This is a genomic window from Paenibacillus doosanensis, from assembly GCF_025060755.1.
GTDB classification, from domain to species: Bacteria; Bacillota; Bacilli; order Paenibacillales; family NBRC-103111; genus Paenibacillus_S; species Paenibacillus_S doosanensis.
Genome location: NZ_JANYUY010000012.1, coordinates 32,391 through 57,371 on the forward strand (window position 1 = coordinate 32,391; position 24,981 = coordinate 57,371).

The following is a 24,981-nucleotide window of genomic DNA, read 5'->3' on the forward strand; positions in this document are numbered from 1 at the left end:
TTCGCCGCATGGTTCGGACGCTCAATAATCTGAAAATATGAGGCCGCCATTCCATACCGGAGGGCGGCTTTATCGTCTCTAATCCGATTTCAATGGCGGATGGAAGAGGCAAACGGGCGCCGCAGCGGATGTTTTCACCATACGTCTACTGTGTCAACTTACCATTCCAACGCTTTACTAAGTTAATATATTAGTGTAATATCGAGTTGTAGCGTGAAAGCGAATGTTGAAGGAGCTGTTGATGATGAGACAAACCGAATTTCAGGTGCAGGCCCGCGAGGCGCTGCGCAATATGAAGCCTTATTCTCCCGGCAAGCCGATCTGGGAAGTGCAGAAGGAGCTTGGAATCGATAAGGTCGTGAAGCTGGCATCGAACGAAAATCCGCTAGGCGCTTCTCCGAAAGCGATGGAGGCGATCGTTGCCTGCTTGCCGGAAATTCACCGTTACCCGGATGCCGGAACGAAGGCGCTGAATGAAGTGATCGCCGCCGAGCTTTCCGTGTCGACGGAGCAAATTATCGTCACGAACGGGGCGGACGAACTGATCAAGCTGGTGGCGGAAGCGTTCCTAGAGGCGGGGGACGAGGTGATCATGCCGTCTCCTACCTTCAGCGAATATGAATTCGGGACTTATTTGATGGGATCGGAGCCCGTTTCGGTGCCGCTCAATGACGACTATCAATACGATGTCGACCGGCTCCTGCAAGCGGTCACGGAGAAGACGAAGATGCTCTTTCTCTGCACTCCCAACAATCCGACGGGAACGTATTTGCCTAAGCCGGAGCTGAGGCGTCTGCTCGACGGGCTTCCCAAGCATGTGCTGGTGATGGTCGATTCCGCCTACAGCCATTTCGCCTCTGCGGACGATTATACCGACGGACTTGAATTCGTGCGCCAAGGCTATCCGGTTATCGTGCTGCAGACGTTCTCCAAAATTTTCGGGCTTGCCGGCATCCGCGTCGGCTTCGGCGTCTCGTCGCCGGAAATTATCCACAGCGTGCTGCAGGTGAAAGAGCCGTTCAACGTCAATTCGCTGGCGCAGGAAGCGGCCAAGGCGGCGATGACCGACCATGAGCATATAGGCCGATCGAGAGCGGTGAACGCCGAAGGGCGCGAGCAGTTGTACGCCGCTTTCCGCCGGCTTGGTCTGAGCTATACCGAAAGCATGACCAATTTCATCTTGGCCGATTTGGGGCCGGGAGCCAAGGAAATGTACGACCGGCTGATGCGGCGCGGCGTGATCGTCCGCTATGGCGGGGCTTGGGGGCTTACGAATCATATTCGGGTTTCCGTCGGGACGAAGGAAGAAAATGAATTTTTCATTGAGCAGTTATCCGCTCTTCTTGCCGCAGCGGAACAAATCCCCCAAAAGCCATCCATGCCGCTACGCGGCACCACAGACAATGGAAATGGGGTACCAAGAGTAATTTCCAGGGTAGTGACGTGATGCTCTGAAGCTTATTCCGTCCGCATCCAGCCTAAGCTGGATCGGCGTCTAACCCTTCCTTTAGGATCGTTCTATGGGTAGACATTCCTTTCGGGGGAGCCCCCGGATATCCACAGGAAATGGATGCGCATCATTTCCTAAACAATAAAAAAATACGGTTTCCGTATTTTACCGGTTATAGTATGATCGAATCATAGATTTCGATAACGATGCTGGGAGGAAGTTACGATGAGTTTGTTGTTATGGCCCGACGGCACACCGAATGCGCTGGGGAACGAGCCGGAAGATTTGCCGACCTTGGTTCCTTATTTGGCGGAAGGAAACGGCGGACCGAACGCCGCGGTTATTGTATGCCCCGGCGGCGGTTACGCGCGCCGGGCGCAGCATGAGGGAGAGCCTGTGGCGTTGTGGCTCAACTCGCTGGGCATTTCGGCGTTCGTCGTTCATTACCGGGTGGCGCCTTACCGTCATCCGAATCCGTTGATGGACGCGCAGCGCGCGATCCGGACGGTGCGCAGCCGCGCGTCGGAGTGGAAGGTCGATCCGGGCCGCGTAGGCATACTGGGATTTTCCGCGGGCGGTCATGTCGCTTCCTCCGCCGGAACGCACTATGACGCGGGACGCTCCGATGCGGAAGATCCGGTCGAACGGTTCAGCTCCCGGCCGGATTTGCTCGTGCTCTGTTACCCTGTAATCAGCTTTGGCGCGCATGCCCATCAAGGCTCGCGCAGCAACCTGCTCGGCGAGCATCCGGACGGGGCGCTGGTGGAGCTGATGTCGAGCGAGCTTCAGGTTACCGAGGATACGCCGCCGACCTTCCTATGGCATACGGCCGACGATGCTTCGGTCCCGGTAGAAAATTCGCTGCTGTTCGCCAGCGCGCTCAGCCGCAATAAAGTGCCTTTCGAGCTTCATGTATTCGAAAGCGGCCGGCACGGCCTCGGTCTTGCCGGGGAGCAGCCGGGCGTCAGAGCTTGGACGGAAGTATGCGCTTCGTGGCTTCAGCAGCGCGGATTTTAGGAAGGCTGCGGCGGAAGCGCGTAACGGAACGGCGGAGAAGCCGGCGCTGCCATCTGGCAAGGAATCGGCAAGGGAAGGGCTTGGCAAGGAGAAATTCATTATAACGATTTTTTCGCTTGAGCTGAATTTGTAAATATGAGTAAATAATAGTTGTAGCAGGCCAGCTAACACTCAAAGAAAGGAGTGATCGCAGACATGATTACACAACCGGAGGTGGTCTCTGCTTAATGCAGAGACTCCATAACCATAACGCCGATCCACAAGGATAGGCGGCCGCGTCAGCGGTTGTTTTGCCGCCGGAGGGAACGTGCTCCTCCTTATCGCCTCAGCGTTATAAGGATGCCGCATATTCCTGGCGGTAAAACAGGGGAGGCCCCCAAAGCCTCCCCCTACTTTTCCCAAAAAACATGAATAGACATGAATACCTTACATAGGGTATAATCGATTAGGAAGTAATTGGAATCATGAAAATATGACGAAAGGAGTGGCTTCGATGTTTGAATTCACAACAACTAAAAAAGGGTTTTGGCTGAACTGAATAAGCATTTTCCCATCACCGTCACCTGACGTCATTGACATGAACCATGACATATAGTATGGCACCCAGGCACGATACGGCAGATCGTGTTTTTTTGTTTTCATGGATGACCCTAACGTTACTAAAGGTTCGGCTGCGGCTGCGAAAAACGCGGCTCGGCGGAGCGAAAACTCTTAGGAGGTGTAAAGATGAAAATGCTTATCTCTTTCACGGCGGCGCATGCGACTAATGCACGGAAGGAGGCATTCATCTATGGGTTACAAGAACGGAAAGGATATTCTTCCCCCTAGCCTGCTGAAGCAGCTGCAGGATTACATTCAGGGCGAGATTATCTATATCCCGAAGAAAGATCAGACTCGCGCGGGCTGGGGCGAGAACAACGGAACGAGACAGACGATCCAGCGGCGCAATCACGAAATTTACCGGCTCTATGAGAACGGCTCGACCGTCATGGAGCTGATTCAAAAATATCATTTGTCCGAGGACAGCATCCGTAAAATTATTGTGAAAACCCGCGTGGCCGTCGGCAGGCAGCATTAGCCGGAAGCCGGCAGGCCGCATAATGGGTTCGATATAAACGAAAAAAAAAGCCGGGATTATCATCCTAAGGCTTTTTTTCTTGGCCCGGACAAACGGCGAATCCGCCGGACGATAGCTGCAGGCACGGGGAATCGCTCCGGGCTCGAAGGGCCGGCTTACGGGAACGGGCGTCCCGAGTTAAATCAGCTTAAGCCCGCTGATGAGAATGATGGCGGCCATAAACGTTCTAAGCGGTTTGGCCGGCAGTTTGGCAGACAAGCCGCTGCCGAGCAGCACGCCGGGAACGGAGCCGGCCAGCAGATTCAAGGCCAGATGATAATCGATATTGCCGAAGCCCGCATGCATGATGCCGGCGGCCGAAACGAGGAGAAACGCATGGGCGATATCGGTGCCCACGAGCTCGGCGGCGCCGAGACGGAAGAAGAACATCATGGCCAGGGCGAACAGCGAGCCCGAGCCGATGGAAGTCATCCCGACGATGAATCCGAGCAGCGCGCCGATGGCGATCGTCAGCCGCTTCTTCTCCTCCAGCGGTTTCTCCGACAGGCGGTTGGTGTCCAAGCGGCCGATCCACTGCTTGGCGATGCTCAGGACGGCTACGATAATGAGGACGATGCCGAGAGCATGCTTGACGATCGTCTCCTGAATCGCATGCAAGGGAGGATACAGCTCCAAAAGCAGGATGGCAGCGATAGCGCTCGGCACGCTTCCTGCGGCCAAGTAGCCGGTCAGCTTGAAATTGATCGTTTTTTGGCGGTAATGCTGAATGCTTCCGAACAGCTTCGTTATCGAGTTGTAAAACAAGTCGGTCGCAACGGCAACGGTAGGCTGAATGCCCAAAAACACAAGTATCGGCGTTAACAGCGCGGCTCCGCCGACACCGGTCAATCCGACCAGCAGGCCGACCAGCAGCCCCATTAGTGCAATGCTCCAATCCATTGATCTCCACCCCATGCATTCGTATGCTCTGAATAAGTATGTGTTTATTATAATTCCTACTAAGGTTATCGGCAATATGTGTTTTATCATTTTGCATAAAAAATTCCGGCTTTAGGCGCAAGCTAACTTACTATATGAACGGCGATGCCGGCGCGTGAATGAAAAAATCGCCGGCTTCCCGGCAGGAAGCGGCGGCGAGGTTGTCCTATCGAAAGCGGCGGTTCGGCCGTTCTTCGGCGCTTCGGCGGGCAAGCTTCAGTCCGGTTTGGACTGAACCCGCGAAACCGGTTCATACTTATTCTTCAGGCTGTCCGGACGCTTTGCGAAGCTCATTGGCCAAGCGGTGAAATTCGTTCTGGGCTTCTTTGGAATCCGTGCAGCCGTAAGCGGCGGACAAGAATAAAATGATCTTATTGGCATCTTCTGTACTAAGCATCGGGTCAACTCCCTTCTGGGATTCTGTTATACTGTATGCGAGAGAGGCTTGGGAAGTCCGGTGCAATCGTCCGCCGCGGCGCCCATTTGCTTTCTTTTTAAAAAGGAAGGTGGAGCATTTGATTTCCGTTTTCGTCTATGGCACACTGATGACCGGGGAGAGTAATCATCATGTAGCGGCTCCTTATTTGCTTTCGGCCGAGCCGGGAGCGGTCCGCGGCATCTTGTGCGATTACGGGCCTTATCCGGCCTTGATTTTGCAAGGAGACGGACTGGTCTGCGGAGAATGGTTTACGGTCAGCGAAGAAGGGCTTGCGGCGATGGATGAGCTGGAGGATTATTTCGGCCCGGGACGCAGCAATTTGTATGATCGTGTGTGGATACAAGATGCTTTGATGAGCGGTCGCGAGGGATGGGTCTACGTATGGGAGGAGCCGAGAGGCTGCCCTGTCATCGAAGGAGGGTCTTGGAGCATTCACCGGAATAAAAAAAGAGTTTGAGGGAGAGCGACTCCCTAAACTCTTCTTGATCCTAACATCCGATGCCAATCTTCATTCTCGGATTTTTTGATGATCTCGTTCATGCGCATGATTACGGTGCGGCTGTCTTCATCGCCGTATACTTCGGCAAGCTGTTCGTAGGTCAGATCGTCGTACAGCAAGCTCCGGGATACGGTCGTTTCTTTATACCATGCTTCCGTAACGGCGAACATACCTTCCTTTTTAAGCCAGATTTCGTAATAGTAATGCTCTTGTTCATTCATGAGCTTCATCGACATATAACAGGCGGATATGGGAACCCGAGGATCGGATATGCGCTGATTGATGACGGAACCGGAGGAAACGGGCTGACCGAAGGAGACGTAACGTGAAACTTTTTTAATTAAAAGCTCTAAATCACTCAAGACTTTCCATCTCCTTTCAATAGTTCTCAGTAACTAAATATTTTAAAAAAATATTGTAAAATGGAAGATAACCTTATTTTAACATAGTTCTTAAGAAGGAGAAACGGTTGTGTTATAAAATTGACATTATAACTGTATGAAATTTTACATACTGTCAGGGATGTAAAATGGTATAATAAAGCAAATTGTTAGGGAATTAAGGAGACTGCCGCGATGCCTGATTACCGTATTTTACTCGCCGATGATGAATTGGCTCTTCGTTTTTTGCTTACGGAAACATTAGCCGACGAGGGCTACGCAATTACGGAAACGGAGGATGGCAAGGAAGCTTTGGAGCACATTCGGAACCGCCGGTACGATCTCATTATTCTGGATTATATGATGCCGGAATACACCGGAGTCGAAGTATGCGAATGGATGCGCAAAGAGCCGAACCCGAATCAGAACACGCCGGTCGTCCTGCTGACGGCCAAAGCTCTGGAGAAAGACCGGGAGAAAGCCAAGTCGGCCGGAGTCACCGCCTATATCGTGAAACCGTTCAGCCCGCTGCAGCTGGTCGATACCGTCGGACAGTTAATAGAGGGCGGGCAATAAGCGTCTATACATATCTATTACGAAATGACTGGAAGTGAAAGGTTTGCGTCATTCATCACCTGAGGAACGCTTGCTGAAGGAAGCTAGACTGATGAAGGAGGGACGTAGACGATACGTCTCGGAGCTTCGCAAACAGCTCAAGGAGCTTGAAGAACTGCATGGCGCGCCTGTCGGGGAACGCACGGCGGATACGGCCAAACGAATATATCGGATCGTCCATACGATCAAGGGCAGTGCGCCGATGTTCGAATTCGAGCGGATCGGATCGGCTGCGGAGAATCTCGTGCATTTATGGGAATGGGCGCAAGACCAAGAAAGCATCCTCGGTTCGCATACCGTGCGCGCGCAGTTTTACCAAGCGGTTCAAGCCGGCGAGAGGTGGAAGCGTCAACTGGTTATGGAGCTCGGTCTCTATGAGCAGGAGATGGAGCTCGACGAGCAGCAGGAGCAATTCGGCAAAACGACGATGACGCCGTCCGGAGGCAGGCTGCTGATTATCGATGACGATGAGGTGCTGCGCTCCTATCTGGTAAGGCGGCTGAAGCTGGAAGGCTATGAGGTGGACCATGCCTCCGACGTTGCGACTGCGCAGAAGCTGCTGCGCGAGCACTCTTACGATCTGATCACGCTGGATCTTATGATGCACCCTCAATCCGGATACGAGCTGTTTGAATTCGTTAAGGAAGATCCAACCTTAAAATGGGTTCCTTTGGTCGTTCTGTCCGGAAGGGATGATATTCAGGATAAGGTGCGCTGCTTCTATTTGGGCGCCGATGATTTCGTTACGAAACCGTTTCAATATGAAGAATTGAGCGCGCGAATATACAGCCTGCTGAAAAGAACGAAGAGCTTCGAGCAGATGGCGTTTCGCGATCCGCTTACGGGCGCTTATAACCGGCGCTTTTTCGATCATCAGATTCAAGTCGAGCTGCAGCGGATACGCCGTTATCCGACGCCGATTTCCCTCGTCTTTATCGATATAGACCGCTTCAAGTCCATTAACGACACGCATGGCCATCATATCGGCGACCTGGTGCTTCAAGGCTTGGCGCATATGCTGCAAAATCATTTGCGGGCGACGGACTTGATCGCCCGTTTCGGAGGCGAGGAGTTCGTCGTCGTTCTCCCGGGCAGCACGGCGCAGGACGCGCAAAAATCGATTGATTGCATTTTGCAGCTGACCCGCAATGAGCCGGTCACTCAAAATGACGGACAGTCCTACTATATTACCTTCTCTGCGGGAGTGGCGGAGTGGTCGGAGGACATGACGGTGGAAGAGTGGATCAAACGCGCCGACGATGCGATGTACGCGGCCAAGCAATGCGGGAGAAACAAGGTGCTGCAGTATGCCAAGGAGATGGGCGGGGAGGACGGAATTGCGGAAGGCGCCCAAGGAAGGAAGACGGTGGTGCTTATCGCCGATGACGACCGAATATTGCGTTCGATTCTCATGTCGAAGCTGCAGCATTTGCCGATTACGTTTCTTGAAGCGGCGGACGGCGAGGAAGCTTACGTCCTGATCAAGCAGCAGCAGGTGGACCTGTGCATTCTTGACAGCATAATGCCCAATCTGGGCGGATTCGAGCTGCTGGAGAGGCTGGAGCTGGAAGAAGCCAAGCCGAAGGATATGCATATTCTGATGCTGTCCGGGCGGACCCGGGAGGACGATCTGTCGAAGGGGCTCTCGCTCGGCGTGAACGTATTCATGCATAAGCCGTTCTCGATGGTGGAGCTGGAATTTAAAGTAAGGCAGCTGCTTAATCTGTAAGCGGTCTGCACGGTCGATGACGGTAACCTAAAAGCCCGGTTTCGCTGTATGTTAAGCGAAACCGGGCTTTCGGCGTGTACGGGGCCGGCGTCCGTCCGCTTTCTAACAAGTCGTCCCATTTCATCGGATGATCGGAGATTTCGGGATATAAAATTTCCAAGCCGAGCTTTTTCAGCCGTTCATTGGAAAGCATGCGGCCGTCCTGAAAACAGAAGGCGCATGCCAGCAGCTGTATAAGCCTAATGGCGGCAAAGCGGTTGTGCGGTGCAGGCCTTGAATGCCGAGCCCGGCCCGTTCCGTAAGAGAGCAGTCTACGAATCCGCAAAAAATGATATTTGTCGATTATGAAAGTACTTCCACAATATATAGGCGAGTCGGAATCCCCGCTGTGGAGGCTGATTTCAGCCCGATCCGGCCGGCACGAACGGGGGACTTGCGGCGTTCCTTACGAAAGAAAAATAGTTAATTGGACCTACTCGGGAGTCTATTAATGTCTAATGATAAAGCCATTTGCGGCGGATACGAAACAAGAGATAGGCGAAGACGTTGAGGCAGGCGAAAGCCGCGCCCCAAATGATGGTCAACCGCCGTTCGCGGTAGGCGTTCACAAAGCCCCATATCGCAAACAGCAGCCAATAGGCCGCAAAGAACGGAAGGGACCAGCCGGCTCCGTAGCCTCTCGTCACAAAGCGCTCTTGCTGGGCTTGGGTCGACCAGTATCCATCCGTGCCCCCGCCCATGCCGCTCTCGGTATCGTGCGTCGCATCGGGCGGATATATATAGACCGCCCGGTCAAGCGGCTGGGGAAATATCGGGTCGTTCGAAGGGTTCTGGAACACGGCGATATAACGGGTGCCGTACATATGCTGCGATGCGAAAGAATCCAGCTCTTCCTTGAGCTGCGGGGTGATCGCGGTCTGCTCCTTCAGCATAGTGCCGATACCGAGAGTGAGCGCCGAATGCTCTCTTGAAGCGTGATAGTCTCTTTGCAGAAACCACCCGGCAACGACGATGCCGATGAACGCGAAGACGAGCGAGGCGTAGAGCAGGCCGCGGGCGAATGTCCGGTGCAGCTTGAACGAAGCCTGCAGCTCGGCGGAGAGCGAGTCTTCGTCTCCGAAGCGATCCAGAGCGATCTTGGCGCTCTCCTCGTCGGTGTATCCTTGCGCCTTCAAATCGCGGACCGCGTCCAGCAAATGCTGCTTCATTTCGGCCTTCAGCTCCGTCAGCTCGGCCGAGCCTGCGTCGTAATCCCGGTACAAGGAATCGATATACCGGTCGATAGGGTTGCTCATAGTTCGGCTTCCTCCTTAATAAATGTATCCATAACGGATTTGACGAAATGCCATTCGGCTTGCTTTTGCCGGAAGCGCACGCCGCCGGTGTCGAGAATGCGGTAATATTTGCGCCGGCCTCCGCCGGATTCTTCCTCCGCACCCCAGTACGACTCGATATAGCCGTTTTTCTCAAGCCGCTTCAGCGCCAAGTACAAGGTGCCTTCCTTAAGCTCGAAACGGCCTTGACTGCGCTCGCGAACGAGCTTGGACAGCTCGTAGCCGTACATCGGCTGCGCTTTTAGCAGCGACAGCAGGATCGTGTCGATATGGCCTTTTAATATTTCTTTATCGATTTCCACGGGCATTCATCCTTCCTTGCAACGAACCATAGCAGCGAGCGAACTTAGTGTTGTTAAGTACATAATAATATATAGTACTGAATAAAGCAATAGATATGAAGGCGAATGCGCGTTAAGCCCGTTATGTCCAGAGTATGACATTACGGTGAAAAGTTTGGTTAGCTCCGCCCGAGTATGCTACATTAAAAGAAGCATTGCCGCATGCGCGGCAGCAAGGATACGAGGGATTAAACGGAAAGGGGAGCGAGGCAAATGAGCGAGAAGGACGCATTGGTCCGATTCGGCATTTCCATGCCGCAATCGCTCATCGAGCAGTTCGACGCGCTGCTGGAGGAGCAAGGCTACGATAACCGCTCGGAGGCGATACGGGATCTTGTGCGCAAGGCGCTGCTGGCGCCGTCTAACATTCATCCCGAGCAGATGGCTGCCGGAACGATCGTCATGGTATATGACCATCATGTCAGCGATTTGCCGATCGTATTGACGGAGCTGCAGCACGAATACCATCAGGAGATCAACTCGACGATGCATATTCATTTGAATCATCTTCAATGCCTGGAGGTGATTGTGGTGCGCGGCGTCGTCAGCCGGCTGCGCGAGCTTCAGCAGCGGATTCAGGTGTTGAAGGGCGTATTTTATGCCGAGCTTTCGGTGACGCATATGGATGCGGAGGTACATGCTAACAGCGCTCACAGCGGCGCGCATGATCATAGCCACAGTCATAATCACGATCATCCGCACAGTCACGAGCATGAGCACGATTCCAAAGGCGCGCTTCACTCTCGTCCTGATGAGGATGGCGAGGCTCCTCGAATCAAGTAGCGAAGGGCGGTCCGCCGCCGGGTTGTCAAGAAGTACCTTTATCGGAGGTGTGTTATGGCCAAAACGTATTTTACACTGGCTGAGGCCAATGCGATGCTGCCGCTTGTGAAGCAGGAGCTGGCCAAGCTGCAGGATATTAAACGCCGTTTTCGCGAGAAATACGAGGAATTGCATCAGCTCAAGGCTTATCATAAGCAAAAGGGCGGCGCATCCCAAGTGGACCCGTACTTTACATTGGAATGCGAAATGGACTTTTTGCAAGTCGAAGGCAATGCGGTCATGCAAAGCTTCGAGCTGAACGGAATTCAATTGAAGGACGTGGATATGGGGCTCGTCGATTTCCCTGCCTTGTTGAACGGGGAGGAAGTGCTTCTGTGCTGGCGCCAAGGCGAAGAGAGCGTGCAGCATTATCACGGACTGTACGACGGATATGCGGGAAGAAAGAAGCTTACGGGAGAGTAGTCCGGCGGTTGCGGTCAAAGGGGGATTGTGAATATCATGAAATCGGTCGTTTATGAACGGCTTCGTCACGCGCAGAGCGGGCGGCTCGTCCAAATGCTTTGTTGTTTGATCTTATTACTCGGAATCGGTTTCGCCGCGCTGCCGGAGCAGGCCTCGGCTCATGCAACGCTTGTGAGTTCGTCGCCGGCATCGGGCGCGGAGCTGGACCAAGCGCCGGAGAGGGTCGAGCTTACGTTTAACGAGCGATTGGAAGACGGCATTTTTTATATCAAAGTATTTGACAACAACAAAAAGCAGGTAACGGAGAACAAGGCGCGGATGAACGAGACCCGGACGACGGTATCTCTCGATTTACCCAAGCTGTCTTCAGGAAGCTATTTGGTAACGTATCATATCATTTCGGCGGACGGGCACCCGGTCGAAGGAACCTACTTGTTTGCGGTCGGACAGAGCTTGAGCCAGCAGCCTATCGAAGCATCGCCGACGATGCAGCATCTCCACTCGCACGGATTGTCCGCTCAGATAGGTTTCGTCGATATCATGCAATTCATTTCGCGCATTTTATATTACGCATTGATGCTTGCCTTCTGCGGCTGGCTCTTATGGCTGCGCTTCGGCGGCTTCGGCCCGGAGACGCTGGATGCGCTGAAGTCTTGGGGCACCCAGCTTCAGCGAGGATATTTGCTGGCCTTTCTCTTTTTTATGTTTACTCATGTGTTCGCCTTAATCGGCGACGGCGGACCCGAAGCGCTGACGGTTATCTTCACGCAGACGTGGATCGGGTATGTATGGATGGTTTCGCTGCTGCTGTCGCTGCTCAGCTTCGTCGTGCTGCACCGCAGCCTATGGCTGGACCTGCTGTGGGTGGGTCTGATCTGTCTGGCGAAAAGCTTGAACGGGCATGCGGCGGCGTTCGAGCCGCTTAAGCAGACGCTGCTGCTGGATATGATTCATCTGGCCGCGGCTTCGCTCTGGGTCGGCGGGCTGTGGATGCTGCTGGTGCTGTGGCGCAAGCGCAAGGAAGACGGACTGGCCTTCTTCCCGCGCTTTTCCGGAGCCGCATTAGCTTCAATTCTGCTGCTAACCGCTTCCGGCATATTGTCGACGGTTATCTTTCTGCCCGATATCGAGTACGTGCTGGAAACGCAGTGGGGCAAGCTGCTGCTCGCCAAAAGCGCCCTGGTCGTTCTGGTCGTTATCACCGCCGGCTGCCTGCGCTTCGTATACCGCAAACGCGGGGAACGCAAAATCGGCCTCCTACTGCGCACCGATGCGGTGTTGTCGCTCCTCATCGTCGCCATTGTCGGCGTGTTCACCTATTTGACGCCGCTGCCGGCCAACGAACCGCTGAACTGGCATGTGATGGGGGACAAAATCCATATGACGGCGCAGATTACGCCGAACGTGCCGGGAGTAAACGAGTTTACGGTGAAGGTATGGCTGCCCGAACCGCTCGGCAAGCCGAAACAGATGATCTTGAAGCTGCATGATGCGAAGAGCAAGGATATCGCCCCTATCGAGGTGCCGCTCGAATACGCGGAGGACAACAGCATAGAAGATAATTTCGGCGGTTTAAAAAAGTATACGTATAAAGCAAGCGGCGCTTATCTGCCGTATCCCGGCTATTGGGATATCGAGGTTCGCGTTATGGACAGCAACGATGACGAGACGGTATACGATAAGCAAATCCGTCTGTATTAACGGCAAAACCCAACCGGGACAAAGGAGTCCGGTTGGGTTTTTTTATTGTTTAGGAAATGATGCGCAGCCATATCTGTGGAAATCCGGGGGCTCCCCCGAAAGTAATGTCTACCCATAGAACGATCCCAGAGGAAGGGTTAGACGCCGATCCAACCTACTAAAAAATGCGTGCAAATCGCAGCTCCTGCTTATCCGTTGGCCGATTTGGCCTGCTGCATGGCGGAGGATGGCTGGTGCGACTCGGCCTCCTTCGAAGAGCGGTAAGTCAAATAGAAGAAGACGCGGCTTAGGGCGATCACGATAAAGCAGCCCCACATCGGCAGAAATGAGATTAAAGCTCCGGCTGCCAGCGCGCCGACGGCATTGCCTGCGTTCATCACCAGCTGAAAGTCGGAGAAGTACGCCATCTCTTTTTTATGCTTGGCGGCTTCCTTCATCATCATCGTCTGCGACGCCACCTCGTGCACGGCCAGACAGACGCCGACCCAGCCCTGTATGACCAGCAGCAGCCAGAAGGAATGGACGAAGCCGTAAGGCAGCACGGCCAGCGCCATTCCGATCACAGCCGTGCCGTATACTTTCAGTACGCCGAACCGTTCCATGCAGCGGCGCGCGACCGGCAGCAGCAGCGTAGAGACGATGCCGGCCGTCACGACGAAATAGGCGATTTGCGAGTTGCTCAGCTTCAGCACGTTGACATGGTAAATGACAAACAAGGGAGCGACCATCGCAATCCCGACGTTATTCAGTCCCATCCACCACGTTTTGCGGTCGCATTCTTGCAGCGGCCGCATCCAGGAGAGACGGATCGGCTGCTTCTCCTTGGGAGCCAGCTCCGCAATGAGCGACATGCCGGCGAAGGTGGCGAGACAGCCGACCAGCATGGAAAATACGTAGTTTTTCGGGAACATCCAGTCGAATGCGTCGAGATACTGCCCGATCCCGAAGCTGCCCAAAGTGACGATCACGATGCCGATAATTTTATTGTTGCTGAAAATTTGCGGGAACGCGTCCGGAGCGACCCACTTGCGCATAATGGCCGGCTGCTGCGCTCCCGTAATCATGACGGCGACGGCGTTAATGCACCAGAAGAACAGCAGAAACGGTACCGGATGAGGCAGCAGCGCGGCGAAAGCCATGCAAAGGAAGGCTGCTTGACGAACGTAGCCGCTCGCAAGAAAGACGCCTCTGGTTACCGGGAGCTGTCGTGTAAGAAACGCTAGCGACAACGCGCAGAACAGAGGCGGCAGTGAATTGGATAAGGCGATCTCGAAATTGCTCGCGCCCAGACGGGCGATAAGTACTTGCAGAAACGTGAAAAAACTGACGCTCTTCATGTTCTGCAGAGCGGCGTCCATGTAAATTCGTGTCGTAAGCTTCATCGGGTTCAAGACCTTTCTGCACCGCATGGAAATGCTTATTTCGTTTCACGAATTAGCATACCTCAACCCGGCAGCTCAATAACATGGACGCTCCTGTCTAAAAACATGGATTATTATGCTTTAATCTTTCCACGCTTGCTTATGCAGATCGGATACATACTTCGCCGCGGCGGCGTTGGCGATAACCTGCTCGGGACTCTTGCAGCCGGGAATGACGGCGGTGACGGCAGGATGCTTCAGGCACCATGCCAGCGCCCAAGTGGCCATATTCATGCCGGCCGGAACTTCGTTCTCGCGAATTCGGGCCGCTTCTTCCAGACGTTGAATCGTCTGCTCGCGGTCATGGCGGTTGCGCACGTCGTTGTCCGGAAATACGGCCCCCGGCTTATACTTGCCGCTCAAGTATCCGCTCGCCAGCGGCACGCGGGCAAGCACGCCGAGATCCTGCTCTTCGCAGGAGGGGAAGACGCGTTCCTCCGGCTTGCGGTCGAGCCGGTTATAAACGACCTGGATCGCCTGCGAGTTCACCCGGGTCGAGGCCGCCGTCTGATGCAGATTGTCGTTGCTGCCGATCGAGGTGCCGAGATGGCGGATTTTGCCCGCTTGCACCTGCTTGTCCAGCAACGTCCACAGCTCGTCTTGATCAAACGCTTCGTCCGTTCCCGAGTGGAACTGGTATAGATCGATATAATCGGTTTGCAGTGCCTTTAGAGACGCTTCCAGCTGGGACAGCACTTCTTGAGGAGACCAGTGCTGCGTACGCTCCTGATGGCCATGGAAATGATGTCCGAATTTCGTGGCGATCACCCAGTCTTCGCGGCGGTTGCGGGCTACATAGCTGCCGATCAGCGATTCCGACGTATGATCGCCGTAGCATTCGGCCGTATCGATCAGGTTGATGCCGGACTCCTTGGCTTGATCGAGAACGGCGTCGGCTTCCGCCTGCGTGAACGCTTTACCCCATTCGCCGCCGAACTGCCATGTGCCGACTCCAATAACGGACACCTTCATATTCGTCTTGCCCAATCTGCGGTATTTCAACTGAATCCCTCCCTGAATTTGGTTAGCTTATCTCTTTTATTTAACGATAATGCCGGATGGTTGTCAAAGCGCCCCCGACTTGAAACGAGGCCTCCTTTTGGAATAAAATATTGCCAGCAGCACCATGATAACCATATAGCCATACAGGAGGAATAGCGGCATGCGGAGAAAACAACGGATCATTACCATTCTGGCTTTGATGCTTATGGCCATGCCTTTGGCGGCCTGCGTCAAGCAGGAGGCAGGGACGCCCAATTCGGGCAATACGGCCAGTACGGCGAGCGATCCCGGAGCGAAGCCGGCCACGCTGGAAGGAGAATCGCTGCATTGGAAAGTAAAGGTAGACTATGCGCCTCAAAATAACAAGCTTCAGGAAATCGCATCGGTAGCTTACAAGGTGGACGAACTGATCGATAACGTCAACGTTACGGTTGTTCACGGCAGCGGGACGCCGCTGGCAAACGCCGTGATCGAGCCGACGCTGCTGAAGCCGGGGCAATTCGTAACTTTGGATAAAAAAGGAACCGTAACAAGCTGGAAGGATACGACGCAGGTTGAGATTGAATGGAAGAGCTCGGACAACCAAGTGCTCAAGGAATATATCACCGTGAAAAACAAAGCGGAGAAAGCTTCTTCCTGATCGGGCGAAGCGCGATTCGAAAATTTATGTTACATTAATCTTTCTTTTGCCGAAATAGTGTAAAGTAACAGAAGAAACGGCAAAGGAGCTGAGTAAATGCATCGGATGAAACGGTGGATCAAGGAATGGGTTCCAACGTTGGCAATCGCTGTGATTGTCAGCTTTACATTTAATACGTACGTAGCTCAAGGAATGAAAGTGCCGACCGGCTCGATGCTGCCTACGATCCAGCTGGACGATAAAATATTGGTGGAGAAAATGGTCAAGCTGACCGATTTCAAGTTCGGAGACGTCGTCGTCTTTTATCCGCCGCTGCCTGATCAAGCGGATCAGCGTTTCGTGAAGCGGCTGATCGGCCTGCCGGGAGATACGATAGAAGTGAAGGACGGCGCGCTGTACCGCAACGGAGAGAAAGTGGACGAGCCTTATCTTAAGGAAAAAATGAACTATACGTACGGCCCGATTACCGTGCCTGCCGATCAGTACTTCTTCCTCGGCGATAACCGCAACGACAGCTTGGACTCGCATTTGTGGCCGACGCCGTTCGTCGACAAAAGCAAACTAATCGGAAAAGTGTTGTTCCGTTATTATCCGTTTAACCATATCGGCGCATTGGATGCACAATAGATACCACGGCATGACACCGCCTCCTATCGATATTCGATATCGTAGGAGGTATATTTTTTTGGTATACTGAGCGGACAAGCGTAAACGATAAGGGGGCGAACCGGATATGGAATCAAGCGGAAATTTGACGATTCAGTCATTGAAATACGGCAATCATCTTCATTATGAATGGAATACGAAGCTGCTGGAGCAGACCGGCGAATACGTATTCGTCCTCGGAGAGAAGGGGCGCAAGCTTCATCATTACACCAAAGGCAAAATATTTACGATGGACCACTGGACCATCGAATTTTTTTCGTTCACCTCCTGGTTCACCGTCAGCGCGGATATTGCGGAAGGAACGATCCGGCAGTTTTATTGCAATATTAATCAGCCGGCGCGAATACAGGGGAATCACGTATCCTTTGTCGACTTGGATCTGGACCTGATCTGCCGGGGCGGCGAATGGAAAGTCGTCGACGAGGATGAATTTGCGACCAATGCCGTACGTTACGGTTATCCGGACGAATTGATAGCCCGCGCCCGGCAAGAGCTGGAGCTGCTGCAGAAGCGGGTGGCTGAGCGGAAGTTCCCCTTTGACGGAACGATCGATCGGTGGGTTGAACGGGTTTCGCGGAATTGCAGTTGAAAGTTACGGCAAGTCCGTATATAATTAACAGTACGCCGCGGCAACCATGCGGGTGTAGTTCAATGGCAGAACTCCAGCTTCCCAAGCTGGTAGCGTGGGTTCGATTCCCATCACCCGCTTAAAACTTCATTTTGGAACGGTAGCACACTAACTATTTGAGACGTTGAAATCTCATTTGGAAGGTGTGTTTTTTTGTTAAATTCAATAGCTTTACAGTTAATGGTTTTCCTAATATACTGTATTAGTCCCAATAAAAGGGAAAGAAGGCGAATATTGATTAAGGGACAAATACACTCTAAAGGATGGACACATGAAACGCAGATGGTTTTCATTAATATCATTTATCATGATTCTATTCGTTTTTTTTGATTCTAGTTTTTACAATATTGGCTATGCTTTTACTGAGCCTGGCAATCCGGTTGTTAGATCCGCTGCTCCTACTGTTACAGACAATACATACAATGAAGAAACAGTCACTCAATCAGCATACTTAAACAACAAAAAACGCTACATTGTAAAATTCAAAAATGAAAATGAATTTTCAAAGTCTAATAAGAAGATAGATTCTGAATTAGACAAAACAAAAGTCGGTAAAAAAATAAATAGTTTTAGCCATTTTTCTCAAATTGTTATGGAATATTCAAATAGCGAAGTTGCCCAGCTAAGGAAAGACCCTTCAATTGAGTACATAGAATTAGACCAGACGGTATCTATTCTGACGGCCGCTCCCTCTGTAACCGAGGCAACATACAGTTATATGAACCATGCCGCGATGGAAACATGGGCTTTTCGTGCTGTTAAAGGCAATCTGCTAGAGAGTAATAGACATACGGGGAAAAATATAAAGATTGCCCTGTTTGATTCTGGTATCGATTTGAACCACGAGGATCTGAACGTAGCTGGAGGAATTTCTTTTGTAGGGGATTCCTTTCAGGATGATAACGGTCACGGTACGAATATGGCAGGTTTGATTAATGCTCAATTTAATGATGTTGGCATTAAGGGAATCGCCCCGTCTGCAGATTTGTATGCAGTCAAAGTGCTCGATAAACATGGTCAAGGATCTTACAGTGATATTATCGCAGCCTTGGACTGGGCAATGGATAACAATATAAATATTATCAATATGAGCTTCGGGGGGACTGAACCAAGTAAGGCTCTTCAAGAAGCAATTGAGAAAGCGTGGGAATCCGGTATCCTCATTATTGCCCCTTCGGGTAACAATGGAACGGAATCGATTTTGTATCCCGCGCACTTCCCAGCCGTTATGGCCATTGGTTCAATTGATAATGAATATAAAGCAGCCTCTTTCTCAAATTACGGTTCAAAATTGGAATTAGTAGCACCAGGTTCTTGGATTAGTACAACTGATATAAACAATAAATATACGGTTAAATCGGGCACATCTTTGTCTGCAGCAATAGTAACTGCAGCTGCGGCAGATATATGGTCCGCTCACAAGGACTGGGACGTCAAGCAATTACGAGCTTCAATGCTTAACTCCGCTACATTCTTAGGAGATAAACAATACTATGGATATGGGCTTATACAACCGATAAATGCAATACAGGAAAAATATAAAAGAGAGGTTGTTCTTGATACTACTGGCGAGCCCATTTCAACCGGAAATGATTCGGGGACGGTAATTCCGCTGCTTACGCATGCAGAAATAGCTCCCTCCACAGTGCTTCCCGGACAGCAAGCAACACTTCATTATTGGTTTGATGATTTACCGCATCCCGGATTTATATCGGTTTATGATGAACACAATAATTTAGTTCAAGAGTCCGCATTTTCATCTATTTTGAACGGCTACTGGACTTTTAAGCAAACCGTACCCGGGCATTATCGGATCGAGGTCAATCTTATAGATGACCCGAACACTGATTACGACGAGTCTCAAGCTTATGCGATTGTTTATGTAACCGTTTCGAGCGGGGGGATTCCTCCTGACGCTACACCTGATGTAACTGCTGCCAAACGAACCCTTATATCCGGGGAAACAACTACGGTTCATTTTTCTTACAAAGGTACTTTTCACAATACATATGTAAAAATATTAGACGATTCCAGAAACGAATTACGGTCTTCATATTTTGCTAATGTCATGAGCGGGGATTTTATTTTTAGCGATACGAATGAGGGCGATTATATTATTCAAGTAATCCCGGATGACAGCCCTGCGTCGCTAACCGAAATCATAATTTCGGTCATTCGAAGACCTAGCTTAACAGTGGAACTAAACAAAATTAATTCGACAACAGATTCTTATTACGATGATTCTTATAATCCCGGGGAAATTGTTTACTTCCATTTGGATATCCGTGGCGAAGCAACAAGCGCGGATCTTTACGTCGATGGTGCCAAACAAAATAGCGTATTGAATCAAAGCCAATTTTTATGGTTCTCCCCGGACGATATCAACGACCATGAAATCAAGGTTATTGCATCGGGACCCGGAGGCGCTGAAGATTCCGCAGCTCTTCGGTTATATGCATTAGTTAAAACGACAGGGGCGGTTTTAAGTTATCTTCCTTTTGATAAAGTCGAAAATAGCCCTTTTCATGAGGATCACATTCCATCAGAGAGCCCTAACGCTACGATTACAGAGTATTATACTTATCCTCAGCATTCTTTTAGACAACTAAACCAAATTATTTTGGAGGGCAAATCAGACGGCAATCGTTTCGTAAGCACACCTCGTGTTCTGGCGGACAGAGATATTACACAATCGCTTTACTGTGATAATGAACCATCTCCTACCAGGCAGGTTAACTGGCAAACAGAAGAAGTTATACCAAGAGACAATTATGCTTACCAATATTCCGTCAGGTCTTTTTTGGAAAGCAGAGTCAGCGTAAATGCCCCTGATATTTGGGACAGTATAGCCAAATTGGCAGATCCGTCGGGTGCAATTAATGGGATGATCGGAAATACCGGTGAAAGTCATTATATCCCATCCATCTTTTCAACTTTGGAGGTTCAAATTTCAGCAGATGGGCAATCTAGTGCAAATTGGGTTGATGAAAAGGATGGCTCTCATACAGTTCAAAGCAGTTATTTTCCATATCATTATGCTTACTTAAACGGGAATTTAGTGGGTAATTATGGAAGTCATCCGCCAATAGATATTCAAAAATGGTCAAATACTGCCGACGCTAAATTAGTTCAATTTTTAAGCAAATTGAAAAGCGAAACTAATATTGATGCAAATAGCTTCTTATCTGAGGTATGGTTTAAAGGATTACGTGCCGAATGCGCACGGCAGCGTCTTGAGAAAGAAAATAAACCTGCATACGACCAGTTGCAAGGTTCTGTACCGCTGCGACAAAAGCTGCCTTGGTTTAATCCGATTGCTATGATGGCCTTCAAATCAGAAATACTGCCGTTTTTCACCAAAGACGGAATTCGTCGCGGGGCTCCTGGAAATGGTATACCGTGGGGATCGCCTGGTTCTGCGGTTCCATCGGATATTGATACTTGCGATTATTCGGGCTGCACCAGTCTTTTTCAAAAGTTTTTTGGTTTTAAATCGCCTGTAGATGTACATGTTTACGACGTGAACGGCAGACACACGGGTCCCTTGCCTGACGGCTCTCTTGAGGAGAATATCCCTGGGATTCTGTACTTTATAGAGGACGGACATAAATATGTTCAAATACCTAATTCCAAAAACTATCGTATTGAAATAACCGGTACCGATAACGGGCTAGTCACTATCGAAGAAGCTGATTTTAGCGGCGGAAAAAAATTGCAGTTTGAGCAATATTACAAACTCCCCGTTACTCCAGCGACCAAAGGAATCATAACGATGAAAGATATCGGATTTAAGTTAGGCTATGATGTAAAAGGTTCTGGCACTCTTACGGAGTTAGAGCCTACAACAATCATTCAAGGGGATAGTATTGTTTCAAACGATTCAACCCCGCCTGAGACGACGATGCTCGTAAACCAGCTCCCTGTAACATCTGGGCAATATTATGGACCTATTGATATCACGTTAAATGCTACGGACAATGAATCCGGCGTACAGTCGAGTGAGTACAGCCTGGACGGCGGTGTAACTTGGATTCCTTATCATACGATACTTCACTTGTCGGAATATAATCAGTACACAATTTTGTATCGTTCCAAAGATTACAACAATAATATGGAAACGACGAAATCTCAATTTATAAGAATTGATCCTGATGTCACACCGCCGGTAACATCAATCCAAATACTGGGTGACGAGGGACAACCGACTTATTTTAGAAGCTCGGTAAAAGTTATTTTATCGGCAGTTGATGATACTGGCGTTAAAAACACGGAATACAGCCTAAACGAGGGCGCGACATGGAATAATTATACTGGGCCGATTGTCATGGCAAATGAGCAGTTTTATAAACTGATTTACCGCTCAACGGATATTGTAGGCAATATCGAACAAGCCAAACTATATATTTTTGTCATCGATCTAACCGCACCGTCAAGTCCTTCTATTGTAGCTTCTACCAAGGAATGGACTAAGGATGATGTGACCGTTTCGATTAATCACGGAATTGATACTTTAAGCGGGTTTTATAAGAGCCAATATAAACTTAATGCGGATGGAGTATGGACTGATTATACCGGAGATTTCAAGATTACTGCAGAAGGTCAAACAGTAATCTATGCCCGGACGCTTGATAATTCCGGGAATTCAAGCATTGAGGTTACGGAAACTATTAAAATCGATCGAAGCCCGCCGACGCCAGCAACAATCAATTTGAGTACGGCTGAGTGGACCAACTCTAAAGTTACTTTTACTATTACACCTGGAATAGATAGCGGAAGCGGTGTTCAAAAAACTCAATATAAAATTGGAGACCAAAATAATTGGATTGATTACACCTTGTCTGTTCCGATTAGTCCCGAAGGAGAAACTACAGTTTACAGTAAAACGATTGACAACTTAGGGAACGAAAGCGTCATTACGACGGCTGTAGCCAAAATTGACCGAACGCCTCCGTCCACACCCGCAAATGTAAGGGCAAGCAATAAAACGGCAACAGCTATAACATTATCCTGGGACCCTTCAATCGACAATACTTATATTAAGGGATATGAAATCTATAAAGACAATATTTATATCGGTTATACTGCTTCGACGACCTATACGATAAATAACCTGGTAAGCAAAAAAACGTATAGTTTCACATTGAAGGCGATAGATAGTGCCAAGAACAGTTCCAATCCTACTATTCCTTTAGTAGTTACTACCAATTAAATATTAACAATGTGTAGTAGTTTATAGAATTCAGAAGATCTTTATGATATAATTTCTACGAATTGGATAAATTGTTTATTAATAAATGAAAAGGATAAATATTCTTTTTGTGTGAATATCAATTTATCCTTAATCTTATTTACTTTAGGAGGACATCAATGAATTTTAGCAAAAGGTTATTTCTAGTTTTGTCTTTATCTTTATTTTTTGGGAGTTTTTCTATTTTTTCAAGCGTTACTCATGCAGCAGTAACCGTGACACCCAAATTAGCTGCCGGAGGAGATTCTTTTTCATTAGCTTTAAAAAGTGATGGAACGGTTTGGGCATGGGGGGATAATGCATCTGGCAAACTAGGCGATGGCACTACTGCGGAAAAATTAACACCTAATCAAGTTCCCAGTCTGAATAATGTGATTGATATAGCGGCAGGTTCAAATCATTCTATGGCCCTTAAATCAGATGGAACGGTTTGGGCATGGGGATCAAATCAATACGGCCAACTTGGCGATGGAACAAAAGTTAATAAAAAGACCCCAACTCAAATTCCAAGTTTAAATTCGGTGATTTCCATTGCTGCTTCCGGCTCTAACAGTTACGCATTAAAAAGTGATGGAACTCTATGGGTTTGGGGAACCGGTTCTAACAAAACAGGCTTAGGAACCGCGACTGGCAATAATACTGTACCTGTACGCGTACATAACGTAACAAATATAGTAAAGTTTGCTGTAGGGTATGGACATGCATCTGCAACATCTCAAGACGGTACAATTTGGATGTGGGGAGATGGCGCTAACGGTCAAATTGGCGACGGGGCCATGGAACATAGGCCAGAGCCTGTTATCATTGATTTCCCCAATGCCGCTATGGTTGATCCAGGCAGTATAGCTACTTTAGGTTTAAAAACCGATGGTACCGTATGGAACTGGGGAGCTTGCCTTGCTAGTGAAATTGTGGAATGTAGCTCCTCCAGCATAAAAGTACCGACACAAAAAGCGGGAATTGACAATGTTTCCTTTGTCTCCTCAAATGGGGGCAGAGCAGCAGTGATCAAGAACGATGGGACTTTATGGGCCTTTGGAAATAACACAAGTGGATATTTAGGAATTGGTCAACAAACCAATAACTCCTCCTATAAAACTCCGCATCAAGTAGTTACATCTGATCTTGTAACACCATTAACTGGGGTAAAATCTGTAGAAGTAGGTCAGTCTCACTCACTTGCCATTAAAAACGATGGTACAGTTTGGGCGTGGGGACGCAACGCAGAAGGACAACTTGGAACGGGAGACAAAACCAGAGCATATTATGCAGTTCAAGTTGTAGGTCTTACACTTTTCGATCAAGATCAAATCTCGCTTGGAGACACAGTAAATGTAGAAATAGCCCAAGGATCATCAAAGAAGTACACATTTAAAGCGCAGAATAGCGGAGTAGTTACGTTTACGACCGGGTTTTATCAAAATATGGCTGATACGACTTTAAATCTCTATGATTCTAACAATAATCTCCTTTCTACAAACGATGACTATAATAACACAACGTATTCACAGATTTCTTATAACGTAGTCGCGGGGAGTACGTATATTATTGAGGTAATGGGCTACCAGAATAGTGCATTGCAATGCACATTAAGCATTCAGTAATGGCCGCTGCCAGCGGGAAAAAAAGATGACCCGATGCATGCAGAAGTCATCTTCTTACAGACTAGCGTCTTTTTATTACGTTTCCACCCATAGGTCATAGTTCACCCTTGCGCCGCAAGGGTTTTTTTCTATTTTCTTTTTTCGACAAACGTTAGGAGACTTTTTGTCAAAATTCGGAATCTGGTCAGAAGGCAGTTTCGGGCAAGCCCGATACGGAATAAACTATTAAAAAATGGGAGTTGGTATATGGTGGAAGTGCAAAGTTTTATCAATATCATTGTCCCTATAGCAGTGGCCGAGCAAAAGCGCACGGGCGTATTGGCCAGCATAACGATATCGCAAGCGGCGCACGAAAGCGCGTGGGGCGCTGCAGCCCCGGGCAATAACTTGTTTGGCATCAAGGGTACGGCTCAAGAGCTTGTCACTCAAGAGCATAAGAACGGAAGCTTTGTCACTGTCATCAACGGCTTTCGGGCTTATCCCAGCTGGGAAGACAGCGTAATTGACCATAGTAATTTTTTGGTAGAGAACAGTCGTTACTCGAAGGCAGGATTTTTTGACCGGTGCGCGGAGCTGGATTATGCGGGAGCTGCACAAGCTTTACAGGCAGCGGGATATGCGACAGATTCGAATTATGCCGCCAAGTTAATAGCCATTATTGAGAAATACCAGCTCTACAATTACGACGTTTTACAGGAGGATGAAGAGAATATGCCGATGAAATTGGAACAATGGCAATGGGATATGCTGTATGAAGTGCTGGGCAAGGCGTACAACGCGGATCAGCTCAGTTGGGACTGGATGCAGAAGATCGTAGATAAAACAATGACGGCTACGGAGCTGGCATTTTTGAATACGGTCTTGGATGGCCGGATTGACCGGAAGATCGAAGTGTAGTGAATAAACGGGCTGCTTACAAAGGGAGATTATTTATTCACTCAAGTCATTTGCGAACGAGGGCTTTAA

At 49.7% G+C, this 24,981-nt stretch carries 22 protein-coding genes and 1 tRNA gene; 16 read left to right on the forward strand and 7 right to left on the reverse strand.

Annotation, left to right across the window (positions count from 1 at the left end; all coding sequences use genetic code 11):
* Positions 1 to 241 precede the first annotated feature (241 nt).
* The 3 genes from hisC (at position 242) to N0M98_RS11295 (ending at position 3,545) form a co-directional block, all read left to right on the forward strand.
* Positions 242 to 1,447, forward strand: a complete 1,206-nt coding sequence (gene hisC / locus N0M98_RS11285; protein WP_375295473.1) for a histidinol-phosphate transaminase — start codon at positions 242 to 244, stop codon at positions 1,445 to 1,447.
* A gap of 228 nt (positions 1,448 to 1,675) precedes the next feature.
* Complete coding sequence (locus N0M98_RS11290; RefSeq protein WP_259617933.1) at positions 1,676 to 2,467, forward strand: alpha/beta hydrolase; 792 nt, start codon at positions 1,676 to 1,678, stop codon at positions 2,465 to 2,467.
* 790 nt (positions 2,468 to 3,257) lie between these two features.
* Positions 3,258 to 3,545 (forward strand): CD3324 family protein, encoded by a 288-nt coding sequence (locus N0M98_RS11295; RefSeq protein WP_249861505.1) that lies wholly within the window; start codon positions 3,258 to 3,260, stop codon positions 3,543 to 3,545.
* Positions 3,546 to 3,722: 177 nt separating this feature from the next.
* On the opposite strand, the gene N0M98_RS11300 is transcribed toward N0M98_RS11295, so the two are convergent.
* Positions 3,723 to 4,484, reverse strand: coding sequence for a sulfite exporter TauE/SafE family protein (locus N0M98_RS11300; RefSeq protein ID WP_249861506.1), 762 nt, complete (start codon positions 4,482 to 4,484; stop codon positions 3,723 to 3,725).
* A 295-nt stretch (positions 4,485 to 4,779) separates the two neighbouring features.
* Entirely contained in the window at positions 4,780 to 4,920 is a 141-nt protein-coding gene (locus N0M98_RS11305; RefSeq protein WP_249861507.1) for an N-acetylmuramoyl-L-alanine amidase, read from the reverse strand.
* A gap of 109 nt (positions 4,921 to 5,029) precedes the next feature.
* Between N0M98_RS11305 and N0M98_RS11310 the strand changes: the two genes are divergently transcribed.
* The gene (locus N0M98_RS11310; RefSeq protein ID WP_375295474.1) at positions 5,030 to 5,419 is read left to right on the forward strand and encodes a gamma-glutamylcyclotransferase family protein; all 390 of its coding nucleotides are present in this window, start codon (positions 5,030 to 5,032) and stop codon (positions 5,417 to 5,419) included.
* A 14-nt stretch (positions 5,420 to 5,433) separates the two neighbouring features.
* Here N0M98_RS11310 and N0M98_RS11315 read toward each other — a convergent pair whose 3' ends face one another.
* Positions 5,434 to 5,823, reverse strand: a complete 390-nt coding sequence (locus N0M98_RS11315) for a hypothetical protein (protein ID WP_259617934.1) — start codon at positions 5,821 to 5,823, stop codon at positions 5,434 to 5,436.
* Positions 5,824 to 6,036: 213 nt separating this feature from the next.
* On the opposite strand from N0M98_RS11315, the gene N0M98_RS11320 reads away from it, so the two are divergent.
* Together N0M98_RS11320 and N0M98_RS11325 are read left to right on the forward strand one after the other, a co-directional pair.
* Positions 6,037 to 6,417, forward strand: a complete 381-nt coding sequence (locus N0M98_RS11320; RefSeq protein WP_249861509.1) for a response regulator — start codon at positions 6,037 to 6,039, stop codon at positions 6,415 to 6,417.
* Positions 6,418 to 6,508: 91 nt separating this feature from the next.
* Positions 6,509 to 8,185 carry a diguanylate cyclase gene (locus N0M98_RS11325; RefSeq protein ID WP_249861510.1) on the forward strand — a complete coding sequence of 559 codons (1,677 nt, stop codon included), beginning with the start codon at positions 6,509 to 6,511 and terminating at the stop codon, positions 8,183 to 8,185.
* A gap of 494 nt (positions 8,186 to 8,679) precedes the next feature.
* Here the strand turns inward: N0M98_RS11325 and N0M98_RS11330 are convergent, their stop codons facing one another.
* Together N0M98_RS11330 and N0M98_RS11335 are read right to left on the reverse strand one after the other, a co-directional pair.
* Positions 8,680 to 9,480 (reverse strand): permease prefix domain 1-containing protein, encoded by an 801-nt coding sequence (locus N0M98_RS11330; protein ID WP_259617935.1) that lies wholly within the window; start codon positions 9,478 to 9,480, stop codon positions 8,680 to 8,682.
* Complete coding sequence (locus N0M98_RS11335) at positions 9,477 to 9,821, reverse strand: PadR family transcriptional regulator (protein WP_259617936.1); 345 nt, start codon at positions 9,819 to 9,821, stop codon at positions 9,477 to 9,479. The genes N0M98_RS11330 and N0M98_RS11335 overlap by 4 nt, the downstream gene beginning before the upstream one ends.
* 252 nt (positions 9,822 to 10,073) lie before the next feature.
* On the opposite strand from N0M98_RS11335, the gene nikR reads away from it, so the two are divergent.
* From nikR to N0M98_RS11350, 3 genes are read left to right on the forward strand one after another with little or no spacing between them, the layout of a single operon-like run.
* Positions 10,074 to 10,643: a nickel-responsive transcriptional regulator NikR gene (gene nikR, locus N0M98_RS11340; RefSeq protein WP_259617937.1), complete on the forward strand. Its 570-nt coding sequence runs from the start codon at positions 10,074 to 10,076 to the stop codon at positions 10,641 to 10,643.
* A 54-nt stretch (positions 10,644 to 10,697) separates the two neighbouring features.
* Positions 10,698 to 11,105: a DUF2203 domain-containing protein gene (locus tag N0M98_RS11345; protein WP_249861514.1), complete on the forward strand. Its 408-nt coding sequence runs from the start codon at positions 10,698 to 10,700 to the stop codon at positions 11,103 to 11,105.
* A 36-nt stretch (positions 11,106 to 11,141) separates the two neighbouring features.
* A complete protein-coding gene (locus N0M98_RS11350) occupies positions 11,142 to 12,806 on the forward strand; it encodes a copper resistance CopC/CopD family protein (protein ID WP_249861515.1) in 1,665 nt (554 codons plus the stop codon).
* 188 nt (positions 12,807 to 12,994) lie between these two features.
* Here the strand turns inward: N0M98_RS11350 and N0M98_RS11355 are convergent, their stop codons facing one another.
* Both N0M98_RS11355 and N0M98_RS11360 read right to left on the reverse strand, forming a co-directional pair.
* Complete coding sequence (locus tag N0M98_RS11355) at positions 12,995 to 14,188, reverse strand: MFS transporter (protein ID WP_249861516.1); 1,194 nt, start codon at positions 14,186 to 14,188, stop codon at positions 12,995 to 12,997.
* Positions 14,189 to 14,308: 120 nt separating this feature from the next.
* Entirely contained in the window at positions 14,309 to 15,229 is a 921-nt protein-coding gene (locus tag N0M98_RS11360) for an aldo/keto reductase (protein ID WP_249861517.1), read from the reverse strand.
* 160 nt (positions 15,230 to 15,389) lie between these two features.
* On the opposite strand from N0M98_RS11360, the gene N0M98_RS11365 reads away from it, so the two are divergent.
* From N0M98_RS11365 to N0M98_RS11395, 7 genes are all read left to right on the forward strand, one after another.
* Positions 15,390 to 15,869 (forward strand): hypothetical protein, encoded by a 480-nt coding sequence (locus N0M98_RS11365; RefSeq protein ID WP_249861518.1) that lies wholly within the window; start codon positions 15,390 to 15,392, stop codon positions 15,867 to 15,869.
* A 96-nt stretch (positions 15,870 to 15,965) separates the two neighbouring features.
* Positions 15,966 to 16,496 carry a signal peptidase I gene (gene lepB, locus N0M98_RS11370; RefSeq protein ID WP_259617938.1) on the forward strand — a complete coding sequence of 177 codons (531 nt, stop codon included), beginning with the start codon at positions 15,966 to 15,968 and terminating at the stop codon, positions 16,494 to 16,496.
* A 106-nt stretch (positions 16,497 to 16,602) separates the two neighbouring features.
* Positions 16,603 to 17,124 carry a DUF402 domain-containing protein gene (locus N0M98_RS11375; RefSeq protein ID WP_249861520.1) on the forward strand — a complete coding sequence of 174 codons (522 nt, stop codon included), beginning with the start codon at positions 16,603 to 16,605 and terminating at the stop codon, positions 17,122 to 17,124.
* Positions 17,125 to 17,172: 48 nt separating this feature from the next.
* A tRNA-Gly gene (locus N0M98_RS11380) sits at positions 17,173 to 17,243 on the forward strand.
* Between the two features lie 191 nt (positions 17,244 to 17,434).
* Complete coding sequence (locus tag N0M98_RS11385) at positions 17,435 to 22,372, forward strand: OmpL47-type beta-barrel domain-containing protein (RefSeq protein ID WP_249861521.1); 4,938 nt, start codon at positions 17,435 to 17,437, stop codon at positions 22,370 to 22,372.
* Between the two features lie 158 nt (positions 22,373 to 22,530).
* Positions 22,531 to 24,015: an RCC1 repeat- and reductase domain-containing protein gene (locus N0M98_RS11390; RefSeq protein ID WP_259617939.1), complete on the forward strand. Its 1,485-nt coding sequence runs from the start codon at positions 22,531 to 22,533 to the stop codon at positions 24,013 to 24,015.
* Between the two features lie 246 nt (positions 24,016 to 24,261).
* Positions 24,262 to 24,912: a glycoside hydrolase family 73 protein gene (locus tag N0M98_RS11395; RefSeq protein ID WP_259617940.1), complete on the forward strand. Its 651-nt coding sequence runs from the start codon at positions 24,262 to 24,264 to the stop codon at positions 24,910 to 24,912.
* Positions 24,913 to 24,981 lie beyond the last annotated feature (69 nt).